15 protein-coding genes and 1 pseudogene are annotated in these 12,829 nt (G+C 73.4%); 5 read left to right on the top strand and 11 right to left on the bottom strand.

Features of this window, described 5'->3' with window-relative positions:
- On the bottom strand, positions 1–875 hold an 875-nt coding region (locus tag AC2CJA_RS16435), incomplete at its 3' end, for a maleylpyruvate isomerase mycothiol-dependent enzyme family protein (protein ID WP_484603453.1).
- A complete protein-coding gene (locus AC2CJA_RS16440) occupies positions 872–1,435 on the bottom strand; it encodes an RNA polymerase sigma factor (RefSeq protein WP_484603454.1) in 564 nt (187 codons plus the stop codon). The genes AC2CJA_RS16440 and AC2CJA_RS16435, both read right to left, overlap by 4 nt.
- 335 nt (positions 1,436–1,770) lie before the next feature.
- Between AC2CJA_RS16440 and AC2CJA_RS16445 the strand changes: the two genes are divergently transcribed.
- Complete coding sequence (locus AC2CJA_RS16445; RefSeq protein WP_484603455.1) at positions 1,771–2,145, top strand: STAS domain-containing protein; 375 nt, start codon at positions 1,771–1,773, stop codon at positions 2,143–2,145.
- A gap of 347 nt (positions 2,146–2,492) precedes the next feature.
- Positions 2,493–3,014 carry an ATP-binding protein gene (locus tag AC2CJA_RS16450; RefSeq protein WP_484603456.1) on the top strand — a complete coding sequence of 174 codons (522 nt, stop codon included), beginning with the start codon at positions 2,493–2,495 and terminating at the stop codon, positions 3,012–3,014.
- Here AC2CJA_RS16450 and AC2CJA_RS16455 read toward each other — a convergent pair.
- The 8 genes and pseudogenes from AC2CJA_RS16455 to AC2CJA_RS16490 all read right to left on the bottom strand — a co-directional run.
- Positions 2,978–3,226 (bottom strand): annotated as a pseudogene (locus tag AC2CJA_RS16455) (hypothetical protein); the annotation flags it as partial. The gene AC2CJA_RS16450 and the pseudogene AC2CJA_RS16455 overlap by 37 nt on opposite strands.
- A 111-nt stretch (positions 3,227–3,337) precedes the next feature.
- Positions 3,338–3,883, bottom strand: a complete 546-nt coding sequence (locus AC2CJA_RS16460) for an NUDIX hydrolase (protein ID WP_484603457.1) — start codon at positions 3,881–3,883, stop codon at positions 3,338–3,340.
- A 179-nt stretch (positions 3,884–4,062) separates the two neighbouring features.
- On the bottom strand, positions 4,063–4,263 hold the full coding sequence (locus tag AC2CJA_RS16465; RefSeq protein ID WP_484603458.1) for a hypothetical protein: 201 nt from the start codon (positions 4,261–4,263) through the stop codon (positions 4,063–4,065).
- A gap of 93 nt (positions 4,264–4,356) precedes the next feature.
- On the bottom strand, positions 4,357–5,190 hold the full coding sequence (locus AC2CJA_RS16470; RefSeq protein ID WP_484603459.1) for a helix-turn-helix domain-containing protein: 834 nt from the start codon (positions 5,188–5,190) through the stop codon (positions 4,357–4,359).
- Positions 5,187–5,702, bottom strand: coding sequence for a DUF6879 family protein (locus AC2CJA_RS16475; protein WP_484603460.1), 516 nt, complete (start codon positions 5,700–5,702; stop codon positions 5,187–5,189). The genes AC2CJA_RS16470 and AC2CJA_RS16475 overlap by 4 nt, the downstream gene beginning before the upstream one ends.
- Entirely contained in the window at positions 5,686–5,892 is a 207-nt protein-coding gene (locus AC2CJA_RS16480) for a hypothetical protein (RefSeq protein WP_484603461.1), read from the bottom strand. Before AC2CJA_RS16480 ends, AC2CJA_RS16475 begins: the two co-directional genes overlap by 17 nt.
- A 495-nt stretch (positions 5,893–6,387) precedes the next feature.
- Positions 6,388–7,536 carry a flavin-containing monooxygenase gene (locus tag AC2CJA_RS16485; protein ID WP_484603462.1) on the bottom strand — a complete coding sequence of 383 codons (1,149 nt, stop codon included), beginning with the start codon at positions 7,534–7,536 and terminating at the stop codon, positions 6,388–6,390.
- Between the two features lie 135 nt (positions 7,537–7,671).
- Positions 7,672–8,214: a GNAT family N-acetyltransferase gene (locus AC2CJA_RS16490; protein WP_484603463.1), complete on the bottom strand. Its 543-nt coding sequence runs from the start codon at positions 8,212–8,214 to the stop codon at positions 7,672–7,674.
- Positions 8,215–8,620: 406 nt separating this feature from the next.
- Here AC2CJA_RS16490 and AC2CJA_RS16495 point away from each other — a divergent pair, with 406 nt between their 5' ends.
- On the top strand, positions 8,621–9,628 hold the full coding sequence (locus AC2CJA_RS16495; RefSeq protein WP_484603464.1) for a LuxR family transcriptional regulator: 1,008 nt from the start codon (positions 8,621–8,623) through the stop codon (positions 9,626–9,628).
- A 147-nt stretch (positions 9,629–9,775) separates the two neighbouring features.
- Positions 9,776–11,077 (top strand): S8 family peptidase, encoded by a 1,302-nt coding sequence (locus AC2CJA_RS16500; protein WP_484603465.1) that lies wholly within the window; start codon positions 9,776–9,778, stop codon positions 11,075–11,077.
- 52 nt (positions 11,078–11,129) lie between these two features.
- Here AC2CJA_RS16500 and AC2CJA_RS16505 read toward each other — a convergent pair whose 3' ends face one another.
- Positions 11,130–11,777 carry a TetR family transcriptional regulator gene (locus tag AC2CJA_RS16505; protein ID WP_484603466.1) on the bottom strand — a complete coding sequence of 216 codons (648 nt, stop codon included), beginning with the start codon at positions 11,775–11,777 and terminating at the stop codon, positions 11,130–11,132.
- Between the two features lie 129 nt (positions 11,778–11,906).
- On the opposite strand from AC2CJA_RS16505, the gene AC2CJA_RS16510 reads away from it, so the two are divergent.
- Entirely contained in the window at positions 11,907–12,725 is an 819-nt protein-coding gene (locus tag AC2CJA_RS16510; RefSeq protein ID WP_484603467.1) for a VOC family protein, read from the top strand.
- Positions 12,726–12,829: the final 104 nt, after the last annotated feature.

Genomic DNA, 12,829 nt, shown 5'->3' on the forward strand with positions numbered 1-12,829 from the left:
GCGCGGCGCCCCGCCGCGATGGTCTCCGGGAGCCGCCGGACGGTGAAGTCGACCATGCGGGCGAGGTGTTCGGGCGCGGGCGGCTCGTACGGGTAGTCGACCGCCGTGGCGATGTCCTCCGCGTGGATCCAGCACGCGAACGCCCGCCCGGCCAGCGCGTCGTGCAGTGGACGCCGGAACTCGGCGAAGTCCACCGGCAGGTCGGCCTCGTGAGCGCGCAGGGCCGCGGTGCGCACGATGTTCCGGGTCTGGGTGCGCCACTTGTTCCGCACGAACGGCGGCCCGTGCGCGCGGCACCGCTCGACCGCCGTCTCCGTGCGGTCGCCCACGGTGCGCGGGGCGCCGGGACCGAGGGGGTCGTCCAGCCCGAGCGCGGTGGCCACCAGGCCGTCCACCGAGCCGAGGTGGGCGAGGACCCCGCACAGCGTCAGCGTGCGCTCGCCCGTCGCCCAGCGCAGCAGGACCGGGGCGTCCCACTCCGCCTCGCCCATGTCGCGCAGCAGCGCGTCGAGCCGCGCGGTCTCCGTGTCGTAGGGCGCCACCCACTCCGGCAGCGGGGTGTCGGCCGGACGCCGGCGCAGGCACTCGTCCAGCACCCGTGAGCGCAGCAGCGGGTCCGGATCCAGGCTCTCCTCACGGTGCATCAGCCCCACGGCGTCCCGCAGCCGCCGCGCCTCCTCGGCGCAGGGCGGGCACCGGGGCAGGTGCGCCTCGACGGCCGCGGTCTCCTCGGGCGGGCACACCGCCAGGGCCCATACGCCCAGCAGGGACTTCAGGGCGAGATGTTCGTCGGGCGGCGTGCCGGCCCCTCCGCCCTCCCCGCCGCCTCCCGGCGCCGACGCCGGTCCGGGCTCCCGGTCTCCGGCGGGGCTCACGAGGCCTTCCCCGAGCCGTTCTCCGCGGCCGTGGAGAGCAGTTGCAGGCCAAGCCTCAGCCGCCGCCGCGCCTCGTCCTCGCTGACGCCCAGTTCGGCGGCGGCCTCGCGGTAGTCCCGGCGCCCGATGTACGCCAGCTCCAGGGCCGTCCGCAGCGGGCCGGGCATGGCGGTGACCATGCGGTCCGCGCGGGCGGCGGCGGACGCGGCGCGGATCCGCTCCTCCAGCCGGGCCCGCGACTCCGGGTCGAGGCGGCTCTCGTCCAGGTACCGCAGCGCCCGCAGCCGGGTGAGCTCGGTCAGCCACGAGCGCAGCGAGCCGTGCTCCGGCCGGTACGCCCCGGGGTCCGCCCAGACCTCGGCGAAGACCTCCGCCACGATGCGGTCCGCGGCGTCCTCGTCGTCCAGGAAACGGTGGGCGAGGCCGCGCACCACGGACGCGTGCCCGTCGTACAGCTCGGCCAGCGCGGACTCCTCCCCCCGCACCAGCCGCCGTCGTATCCCGTGGTCCCGGTGAGGACGTGTCGTGCCGGATGTCCCGTCGGGCGTCTCGTTCGGCATCCTCCACCCCCAGCCTGCGCTCGTACCGAGAGTAAGGGGAGAAACCGGCGGGAGGCCTCCCCTTTGCGACGGTGTGCTTCTCCACACGGTCGCGCACGGTCGCCGGCCGGTCACTTCATGCGTCTTCGCGGTGATCGGGGCGGTTCGGTCCTGTCCGGATCCGGTGGGTGTTACGCGGGTGTGACCGGAAGTCGGGGGAGGCGGGGACCCGGTTCGGCATAGGGTCGAGGTCTACAGGTGTCGTGACGGCATCCGGCGGGAGCGGCCGGTGAGAGGGAGGGGCGGGGAGAGGAAGCGTTCCGGTCGGTGTCGGCGGATGAAGGGACTGCGAGCACGTGTCGTTGAAGGTGATCGGGGAGGACCGGGGGGAATGGGCCGTACTGCGGGTGTCGGGTGAGCTGGATCTCGTCACCTCTCCCGTGGTCCGCCAGCATGTGCACGACGCCGTGGCCGACGGCCGCCGCGACCTCGTACTGGACCTGTCGCAGGTGCTGTTCTGCGACTCCAGCGGCGTCGGTGTCCTCATAGCCTCGCGCCGGCTGATGCGCTCGTGCGCAGGCCGCCTCCGGCTGATCCTCCCGGCCCAGGGCGCGGTGGACGGCTCCCACGTCAACCGGGTCCTCGCGGCGCTCGGGGTGCGCCGGCTCTTCGACTGCTACCCGGACCTCGACGCGGCGGCCGACGAAGCCGCCGGCCCGCTCAGCGCCTGACCCCTCCCCGCCCGCGCGGGCGCGGCGCCGCCATCGCTTACACGGCCCGAGCCGATCCCGGAAAGCACGCGGAGGAAGAGGGGCCCACGCCCCCGGGCGCGTCCGGTGGCGCACCGCGGCGGACCGCCCCGCTCCGGGGCCCGTGCCGCCCGCCGGGCTCGGGTGTTCGACTCCCCGGCCCGGGCGTCGCACAGTATGCGGTGCCACTACTCCTTTGCGCCGGAATATGCCTGAAGCGCTTGTTGCCGCGACGCCGCTTACAGCACTCTGTGCGACACCGGGGGAACGGACAGTGTCCTCGCGTCGGCGTGAGGCCGTACGGACCCGGGCCATGGACGGTGTGAAGGGTGCAGATGCTTCAGGTGCAGCTGGAGGTCGGAAGCGACCCCGAGGAGGTGGGCAGAGCCCGCAGGTGGGCCAGGTCGAGACTGGCCGGATTCGGCCTGGAACCGGACGACTGCATGGTGGAGACGCTGGTGCTGCTGGTCTCGGAACTGGTGACCAACGCCGTCGTCCACACCGGGCGCCCCGCTGTGCTGCGCATGCTCCTCTCCGGGTGCCTCGCGGCGGGGGGAGGGACGGTACGGATCGAGGTCGCCGACACCAGCAGCAGTCCCCCGCTGCGGCGGCCGGCCGGGGGCGGAGCCACCGGCGGCCGCGGCCTGGAACTGGTGGGCGGGCTCGCCGACCGCTGGGGCTGGCTCAGGGAGGGCACGGGCAAGCGCATCTGGTGCGAACTGGACCGCGGCGGCGACGCGGCGGCCGAGAGCGCGGACGCCCGGGGCACCGGGGACCCCGGAAGGGCCGCGGTCCGCACCGCCCCGCGGGACGCCTACGACGGACCGCGCGCCCAGCCGGTCCGCACCTGACACCGCGCGCCCCGCGCCGCCGCCTCGCGCGTCAACGGCCCTCCGCCGTGAGGAAGGTGCGGCGGTACGCGTCTGGCGGAACGCCCGGCGCCGCCCGGAAACGCGGCCGGGGCGAGGCCGCCGTGCCGGAAACCGGCCTCCGCGGCGACCCGTTCCACCGGCGGACCGCCGCTCTCCAGCGGGTGCCGGGCGCGCTCGACCCGCTGCCGGGTGAGCCACCGCGGCGGACTCGTCCCGACTTCCTCGCGGAAACGGCGGGTGGAGGTCCGACGCTCATCGTCTCCCGGCCGGCGCCCCCGGTGGAAAGGACCGTTCCGGACCGCTCAGTGCCCGGGCGCGCGCCTTGCCCGTGGCACGGGCCCCCGGTTCCGGGGAGGGGCGCCGCACGTACCGCGCCTGGCCGTCCTCGCCGTCTCCACGTCGCTCACCCCGTTGACGAGCATGGGCAGGGGGGCACCACGGGCGCTGGCGGCGAGGGCGTGTCCGAAGCGCCCCGGCCACTCGCCCATCTCGGCCGGCGACGCCCACCGCGCAGGCGGCAGGGTGCGCATCCGGGAGGGCAGCCGCACCAGCATGCGGGCCCGTTCCTCTCTCACGACCCCTCCGTCCAACACGACGTGCAGCGTGTCCGGCTCCCCGCCGGACCTCTCGCCCGGCGCGTGGTCGAGAGCCAGTACGCGGGCCAGACGCAGCACCAGGCCGGTCTGTCGCGCCAGCGCCAGCGCCCCCGCGTCGGGGATCGCCTCCCCTTCGGACACCTCGGCCCCCGGCAGCGACCATGTGCCCGTGGACGGGTGCCTGACCGTGAGTACGCGTGGCATGCCCGCGCCCTCGCAGAGCACCAGGACCGACACCTGAATCCGTCTCATCGTGATTCCTCCCATGCCCCGTGAGGAGCGATCAACTGTTCGAGTAACGCCGGATCTCGGCAGAGGCAGGCCCGGGAGTCCGCATCGCCGGCGCCGCGCTCCCTCCGGGACACCGAGGGCGGCGTCCGTGTCCGGATGCCGTGTGCTCCGGTGCCGCACGTGTCGCAGGGCCGTACGCGTCATCGCCGCCGTGCCTCGCGCGGATGGTTGCGGATCTCCGCGTCCGCCTCGGACGCCGCCGACACGTCGCCCCTGTCCTCCGCCTCGTGGCGCTGTTTCGCCAGCGCCTCGCACACGTCGCAGCCGGGAGCGGGGTCCGGGGGCGGAGATGGAAGCCGCAGATGCACGGCCCCCGACGTCGTCGGCTTCGCTGCGCTCATTCTGTGTTCCCTCCCACCGGTCGTCCGTCCGGCGGAGATGTTCTCCCGGCGAGGGGGAGGGATCCGCTTTCTAATCGCGTTGTGGATTAAAGATCAAGAACGGCAGGCAGTCGCCCACTCGGCCAGTTTTTCTCTGGCCGCGTCACCGAAGAGGGCGCTCTTCTCGTATCCGGAGAACTCGTCCAGATAACTTTGGATGTCCCGGCCGTCGTGGAGGAAAAGACTGCCGGAGGTCGTCTCGATGGTGACCAGCGTCGAGTCGTAGACGGTGAACGTGCTCAGCGGGACGCGCTGAGTGGACTCGCCCACGGGGAGCACGCCGATACGCACGTTCGACATATGGGAGAGGGAGGCCAGCCGATCCATCTGCTCGGCCAGGGCCGGCGGAGCGACGACGGGCCAGCGGACCGCCTGCTCGGTCAGTATGAAGGTGAACCGCTTGGCGGTGTCGTACAGGACCGCCTGTCTTTCCAGCTTTCCGGCCGCGGCCCTGCTCGTGTCCGCCGACGAGTGGGCAAGACTCGCCCGTACGTACTCCGGTGTGGCCAGCAGTCCGGTCACCATCGACAGCAGGAAGTACCGCATGTGGACCGAGGATGCCTCCAGGGCCTTCAGCTCCGCCTGTCTGGTTGCCAGCCCCTTGCGGCGCAGCTCCCGCAGGTTCCGCCACTCCGTGTTGGCCTGCCGGGCGAGCGCCGAGATCTCCTCGATCGCCTTGGGCGGCGCGTCGAGTGCTCTCAGGATCTGCCTGATGTCGACGAGAGAGGGCCGCACCTTGCCGCTCTCGATACGGCTGACCTTGGACTGGGACATGTTGCAGCGAGCGGCGAGCCGGACCCCGGAAAGCCCGGCCCGCTTGCGCAGGTCTCGGAGTAGCTTTGCCAGCTCCTGTCCGGATCGGCCGAGCTGTCCAGGATCGAATGTCACTCGCCCGCGTACTCCAGGAAGGGAACCGATTCGGCGACCGCGATGCGCTGATGTTCCAGGAACGGCGCGGGGTCGTCGTCGTATGTCTCCCGGCCGATCTGCGTTCCGTCCTCCCGGTATCTCATGAGTACGACTCTGGAGCGGTCGAACAGCCAGAAGTCCTGAACTCCCGGCAGAGGGTTGTCCCTGTCGGTGACATCGAGGATTCGGATGTCCTCGCCGGCCGCCACGTGCGGCGCGTAGTACCGGGAGAACTCGAAACGCAGATACTCGGAGAGCGGACGGGTGACGATGTGGACGCGTCCCTTTCTCTTCCCCTCTCTCCGCAGCCGTTTCAGGTCTTCGGTGTACGGGGACGAGTAGGCGCGCGGGTCGACCCGTTTTCCCGCTCGGAAGGCGGCCAGCTCCGCTGCCTCCTGCGGCACGGTGTACTGCGGTAGTGTCTCGAGCCTCCAGGCCTCCGACCGAAAACCTCGAAGAACCGCTCTCCAGTTCTCACCCTTCAAGAGCACGGACAGCCTCCAGGAAAACGCTTTCAGGAATCTCGACCAGCCCTTCCCCCTGTGGCGGCGTGAAAGCGTCGGTCAGATATCCCTGCACGACGAGTGTTCCTCGCTCCGTGCGGTACACATTCGGACAGTCGTCCTCTCCGCACTCGCCGTTTCCGTTGCCGGTAAGCCGGGTCAGTTCCTCGCGTGCCATGCGAACCCCCCTGATCCGCAGCCCCCTGGCGGGCCGTTGGGTAAAACCGTACGAGGGGCCGCCGCACTGCGTCTATGCACAGACGCGACTATGCGCGTCTTCGCATGAAATAGTGGGACGGTGGCCCGTCTCGATGGGCGGGGAAGCGGAGCCGTGCTACTCTGTGTATCTCATTCGCGACTCTGAGTGTTCAATCGCTCCTTTTGATCGGCTCCGCCCCGCCCCGGGTCGGCGCCTGGCAGGCCGGCCGCCCTCTTCGAGTTCATCCCTGGCCGCTTCGGTGCTTGTCGTCATCCGTGAGAGGACGGTGGTCCTCGACGCGTGGGTGGCGGCCGATCCGTCGAGCCACTCGGGGAGGGCCGCGTGCGCCGGTGGGGGTGTGCGGATTCGCTGCGGCCCGCTCGGTGTCGAAGCGGGCCGGGGAAGGGCGGTTCCGCGCCGGAGAGCGGACACCCCTCCGGCGCGAGTCGCGGACGACGGCCCCCGGCCGTTCCGTCACCCGGTCGTCGTGCGGGCGACGGCGCGGGCGATCTTCCGTGCGTCGATGGCCAGTTCGCGCAGCATGCCGCTGAGGGGGTTGGTGTAGCCGGTGAAGTACAGGCCCGCGGCGGTCGGCAGGGTACGGGGGCCGCGGGCGCGGGGCAGCCCGCGCTCGTCCAGCACGCCGAGGTGGCCCACCATCTCCTCCAGCCCGCGCCGGTAGCCGGTGGCCGCTATGACGGTGTCCGGGGTGACGGTGCTGCCGTCGGCGAGGGCGACCTCGGGCCCGTCGAAGGACTCCACCGCCGCCACCGGTTCTATCCGCCCCCGGCGCACGGCCTTGACGAAACCCGTGTCCTGCACGGGGATCGCGCCCTGCCGCACCCGGGTGTACAGGCCGGTCCCGGGGCGCGGCAGGCCGTGGCGCGTCAGGTCCGGCAGGGAGACCCTCGCCAGTCCCCGGGCCGCTGTGTCCACCAGGCGCACCGGCAGCCGCCGCACCGCGATGCCGGTGGCCTGCGCGGGCCAGCCCAGCGTGGAGCGGCGGACGATGTGGGGCGGGGTGCGCACCGCGAGCCGCACTCGCGCCGCGCCGCCCTCGGCCAGGTCCAGGGCTATCTCGGTGCCGGTGTTGCCGGTGCCGACGACCAGCACGTCCCGGCCCTCGTACGGCCGCGCGTCGCGGTAGGAGCGGGCGTGCAGCAGCTCGCCCCTGAACGAGTCGCGGCCGGGCCAGTCGGGCACGCGCGGGGTGTGGTTGTGACCGGTGGCCACCACGGCCACCGGTGCGGCCAGCTCCCGGCCGCCGTTGGCCCGCAGCACCCAGCTGCCGTCGTCGGCCCGGTCGACGCGGTTGACCTCCACGCCCGCGGCGATCTCCAGCCCGTGGTGGATCGCGTACTCTTCCAGATAGCGCACCAGGTCGTCCCGGCGCACCCAGCGCCCGTACGAGCGCGGGATCGGCATGCCGGGCAGTGCGGAACGGCGGCGTGTGGTGTGCAGGCGCAGCCGGTCGTAGTGGCCGCGCCAGGAGGATCCGACGGAGTCGCCCCTCTCCAGCACGACGGACCGTATGCCGCGCTCCTTGAGCGCGGCGGCGGTCGCCAGCCCGCCGGGCCCTCCCCCGATGATGTGCACTGGTCTGCTGTCGTCGGGCATGTGCATGCCCATGAGTCTATGCCCCGCTTCCTCCTCCGTGTGCCCGGCCTCCGAACGACCGGGCGACACCGCGGACCCGCGGACCCGCGGACCCGGCGCCCGGGGGAGCCTCGCCACCGGGCAGACCCCGACCGACTCGCACTAGAACGGCAGCGACAGCAGGCGCACCGGGCCGGGCGGCCAGTCGGCGCCCTCGCGCAGCGGCGTCCACATGGTGCGCATCGGCATGGTCACCGGCCCGTCGGGCTGCTCGACGCGGACGTGCTCCTCCAGCTCCCGCCAGCCGAGCGCCTCGTAGACCGGCATCCGCTCCGGCCAGCAGAACAGCAGACCGAGGTCGGGACCCATGCCGCGCGCGTGGTCCACCGCCGCGGTGACGACCGCCCGCGCCAGACCCCTCCCGCGCAGCCCGGGAGCGACGATCACACCGCCCAGACCCACCGCCTCGGTACGCCGGCCCGCGACGGCCACCGGCACGGTCACCAGGCCCGCGTGCGCGACCAGGCGGCCCTCCCGCCGGATGCCGAAGTGCTCCTGCTTGGGCTGCCACGCCATGACCAGCCCCTCGATCTCGAAGGGGTCGGGGACGCCCTCGCGGATCTCCTCCCGGTCGGCCCCGGCGAACTCCGGCAGCCGTACCACCGCGTGCCGTTCCCCGTACGTCCTCGCGCTCGTCGTCGTCACGCACAGATCATGCTCCGGCGGGACGCCCGCCAATCCGGGCAGCGAGCGAAGGGAACGGGGAAAGCCGGGGCCGCCGGGGCACGACATCCCGGCGGCCCTGGCGCGATGCGGGGAGGCACCGCCGGTCGCACCCATCACCTGTCCGTCCGGGCGACCGGTACCCGGAACGCAGGACCCGCGTACCGCAACCCGGTCGCCCGGAGAACGCGCCCTGCCTCCGCGCGCGGTGCGGCACCCGGGGGGACCGCCCGGGCGCCGGGCCGTGACCGTCGCCACGGAAGCGGGCCGCACCCCGCCCGGCGACCGGGGTCGCGGACCGGCCGGCGAGCGGCGTACGCGGACTTTGTACACCGGTGGGCGAACGGCCGGTGACACCCGTGGGACAGCGGCACTAAGGTGCCGCAGCGTGAGGCGCGACGGAGGCGGTGCACCGGCGGGTGAGCCGCGCCCCGACACCCTGGCGGCCCACCTGTCCGCGCTCGGCGTGGACGGCGGGGCCGTCGCCCTGTACGTGGCGCTGCTGACGGGCCGCCCGGCGCCCCCGGCCTCCCCCGAGGCGCGGCGTGCGCTGCTCGCGCTCGGCCTGGCGGTGGAGGACCCCACCGGGGAGGAGGCCGCCGGCGGGCTGGTGCCCGTACCGCCCGCGTCCGCGCTGGAGCTGCTCTCCCGGCGCGAGACGCTGCGGCTGGAGGAGGCCCGCTCCGCGGTCGCGCGCGCCTACGAGCGCTACCGCCGCCGTACGCCGTCGGCCGTGGGCGGCTCGGTCGCCGCGGAGGTGACCGGCGGTGACATCGAGCGGGTGCTGGGCGAGGCGCTGGGCGGCGCGCGGCGGGAGGTGCTGCGGTTCGACTCGCCGCCGTACTTCCGGGACACCGAGCGCGGCACCAAGGAGGAGGTCGGGCAGTTGCGCCGGGGTGTGCGCTACCGGGTGGTGTACACGCGGGAGTCGCTCGCCCGCCCCGGCTACCTCGCCGGGAACGTCCAGCCGTGCGTGGACGCGGGCGAGGAGGCCCGGGTGGTGTCCGGGCTGCCGGTGAAGCTGACGGTGGTGGACGACCGCGTCGGCTTCGTCTCGTTGTCCATCGCGGACGTGGACGTCAGCCGCAGCGTGCTCGTGGTGCGGCCGGGCGCGTTACTGGCAGCGCTGCGGGCGCTGTTCGAGGCGTACTGGGACCGGGCGCTGCCCGTCCACCCCGAGAGCGGGATCGCCGCGCCGGGCGGCGCCCGGCCCGGCCCGGCCGAACGCCGCATCCTGGCGATGCTGGTCGCGGGGGTGCCCGACAGCCAGATCATCCGCGAACTGGGCGTCAGTCGCCGCACGTTCTTCCGCCGCATGGAGCTGCTGATGGCACAGGCCGGCGCGGGCAGCCGCTTCCAGCTCGCCCTCCAGGCCCAGCGGCGGGGCTGGCTGTGAGGCCCGGCGGTGCGCGGCCGCGGTGGCACGGGAGTGCACCGGGGCGCGGTGCCGTGGCACCCCGGTGCCCCGCGGTGACGTGCCATCGACTACAACCGTGATCGCTCTCCCCTGCACACGCACTTCCCAGCGAAGAGAGAACACACGTTGAAGAAGGCCAGAAGACCCCGAATAGCCGTCGGCGCCGCACTGGCGGCACTCGTCCTGACGGGCACCACCGCCGAGGCGGCCTCGGCCGCCGCCCCCGGTTCGAAACCCGCTCCCCCGGGGGAGGTCCGGGGCGCGGGCGCGCCCGGCGCGCTGGACGGCGAGTACATCGTGGTGCTGAAGGAGTCCGGCGACCGGGCCCGCGGGCCGATGACGGCGGGAGGCGTACGCGACCGGGCCGATAGGCTGACCGCCGCCTTCGGCGGCAAGGCGGAACGCACCTACTCCTCGGCTCTCAAGGGCTTCTCGCTGAAGGCCACCGAGAAGCAGGCGCGGCGCCTGGCCGCCGACCCCTCGGTGGCGTACATCGAGGCCAACCGCGTCGAGCGCGGCGACGACCTGCCGCAGACGCCGGACCTCCCGCGGATACCGGGCCCGTCGAAGGCGCCGGATGTGAGCGGCACCCTGCTGCAGCCGGATCCGGGCTGGGGTCTGGACCGCATCGACCAGCGCGACCTGCCGCTGGACGCGAGCTACGGCTACGACACCACGGCGCCGAACGTCACCGCCTACGTCGTGGACTCCGGCATCAACATCGCCCACGAGGACTTCGGCGGACGCGCCTCCTACGGCTACAACTTCGTGGACGGCAACCGGACGGCCTCCGACTGCCACGGGCACGGCACGCATGTGGCGGGGATCGTGGGCGGTGAGACGCACGGTGTGGCCAAGGGCGTGAGGCTGGTCGCCGTGAAGGTGCTCAACTGCCAGAACTCGGGCACCACCGAGGGCGTGCTGGCCGGCTACGACTGGGTCGCGGGGAACGCCGTCGGGCCCGCGGTCGCCAACGTCAGCATCGGCGGCTCCGCGAGCGCGGCCAAGGACGCGGCGGTGCGGAAGATGGTCGAGGCGGGGATCACCGTCGTGGTCTCGGCGGGCAACAAGGGCACCGACGCGTGCACCCAGTCGCCGGCCCGCGAGCCGTCCGTGATCACGGTGGCCGCGACGGCGCGGGACGACTCCAGGCCGAGCTGGTCCAACCACGGCGGCTGCGTGGACGTGTTCGCGCCCGGCGCCTCCATCCCGTCGGCGGGTATCGACTCGGAGACCGCGGTGCGGACGATGAGCGGTACGTCGATGTCGGCGCCGCACGTGACGGGCGCCGCGGCGCTCCACGTGTCGGACGACCCGGACGCCACGCCCGAGGCGGTGGCCCGGGCGCTGCTGGACGCGTCGAGCCCCGGCCGGGTGGCGGGTCCGGGGCAGGGGTCGCCGAACAGGCTCCTCCACAGCCGCTTCTGACGCCCGCGGGCCTCCCGGGCGGCCGGTGACAGGGTCCGGCCGCCCGGGACGCCTACCGGCTGGGCTTGCGGCCGGTGACGCCCAGGTAGAGCAGATAGGCGAGGCTCGGCTTCAGATCGGACTTCCTGGCGCCCCAGCTCTGCGCGGCCTTCTGCTGCCCGGCCACGGAGGTGAGCATCGACACCAGCGAGCCCGCCACGGCCGCCGCACTGATGTCGGGGTCCGTCTTGCCCTTGGACTGGAGCTTTCCGATGGAGTCGGCCAGCGGGCCGGTGATGCCGCCGAGGACCTTCGCGCGGATCTTGGAGAAACGTTTGTCCCCCTCCGCCGCGCCCAGATCCACCACTCGCAGGATCGCGTCGTTCTCCCGCCAGAAGGAGAGGAGGCCGTCCACCAGGTCCTCCGCCGCCCGCCACCCGGCCTTGCCCGTCCACGTGCGGTCGGCGGCCAGTTCGCTCAGTGAGGAGCTCTCCCTCGACATCTCCTCGGCCAGCTCCAGGACGGCTCCCTCCACGTCCGGGAAGTACTGGTAGAAGGTCGCGGGGGAGGTGCCCGCGCGCCGGGCGACGTCGATCACGCGGACGTCGCGGTAGGGCGACGAGCTGAGCATCTCGTCGAGGCAGGTGAGCAGTTTCTGCCGCGTCTCCTGGCCACGTCGTCCGGCCACCCGACCGTCAACAGTTCGTACTTGTCCTGTCATGTCGTCAGCTTACCGAGGGATGATCCGCCCGCGATTCGACCGACCCCAAATGGGGTGGTCTACTGCGATAGGGGTGATACGCGGACAGTATCCGCCCGCCATGACGCAACCGTACGGAAGGAACCGGAGATGACCGCTGCCGGTGGCGCCTTCGCCGAGGGCACACCCTGCTGGACCGACGCGATGCTCCCCGATCCGGAGGCGGGCAAGCGCTTCTACGGCGAGCTGTTCGGCTGGACCTTCGGCGACCCGGCGCCACCCGGACGGCCCGGACAGGGCTCCCGCACGGTCGCGCTGCTCGACGGCCGGCGGGCCGCGTCGCTCGTCCGCAAACCGGACGGCCGGCTGCCTACGGTGTGGACGGTCTACTTCGCCACCCCCGACGCCGCGGCGACCGCCCGGCGCATCCGGGCCGCGGGCGGGCAGCTCGTCACCGAGCCCGAGGCGGTCGGCGGGGAGGGCACGGCGGCCACCGCCGTCGATCCGGGCGGCGCGGTCTTCGGCCTGTGGCAGCCGGAGGCGCTGGAGGGCTTCGAGACGGTGCGCGAGCCCGGCTCGTACGTGTGGACGGAGGTGTGCACCCGGGAGAGGGAGCCGGTGGACGCCTTCTACCGGGAGGTCTTCGGCTACGGCATGTACCCGGCCGGTGACGGGAACGCGGGGGAGGCGGCCGACGTCATGGTCTGGGCCCCGCGCGGGGAGCCCGCCGACGACGAGCACGCCGTCGGCAGCCGTACGATGATCGACGAGACGTATCCGGTGGAGATGCCCGCCCACTTCCTCGTCCACTTCGCGGTCGCCGACTGCGACGCGGCCGTCCGCACGGCCGTGCGCCTGGGCGGCCGCACGGTCGACGGCCCGCAGGACACCCCCTTCGGACGCCACGCCGTCCTCACCGACAACCAGGGCGCGCGCTTCGGGGTCCTGGACACCTCCACCGCGCTCTGAGGCCGGACCCGGGGGGGGGGGGGGGGGGGGGGGGGGGGGGGGGGGGGGGGGGGGGGGGGGGGGGGGGGGGGGCGGGCGGGGGGGCGGCGGGGGCGGGGGGGCTG

The sequence above is a fragment of the Streptomyces sp. ATLC9 genome, from assembly GCF_057196705.1.

Coding starts and splice junctions, on each gene's coding strand:
- AC2CJA_RS16510 (WP_484603467.1), top strand. CDS start 11,907: ATGACCGCTGCCGGTGGCGCCTTCGCCGAGGGCACACCCTGCTGGACC.
- AC2CJA_RS16485 (WP_484603462.1), bottom strand. CDS start 7,536: ATGCACATGCCCGACGACAGCAGACCAGTGCACATCATCGGGGGAGGG.
- AC2CJA_RS16465 (WP_484603458.1), bottom strand. CDS start 4,263: ATGAGCGCAGCGAAGCCGACGACGTCGGGGGCCGTGCATCTGCGGCTT.
- AC2CJA_RS16440 (WP_484603454.1), bottom strand. CDS start 1,435: ATGCCGAACGAGACGCCCGACGGGACATCCGGCACGACACGTCCTCAC.
- AC2CJA_RS16480 (WP_484603461.1), bottom strand. CDS start 5,892: ATGGCACGCGAGGAACTGACCCGGCTTACCGGCAACGGAAACGGCGAG.
- AC2CJA_RS16460 (WP_484603457.1), bottom strand. CDS start 3,883: ATGAGACGGATTCAGGTGTCGGTCCTGGTGCTCTGCGAGGGCGCGGGC.
- AC2CJA_RS16505 (WP_484603466.1), bottom strand. CDS start 11,777: ATGACAGGACAAGTACGAACTGTTGACGGTCGGGTGGCCGGACGACGT.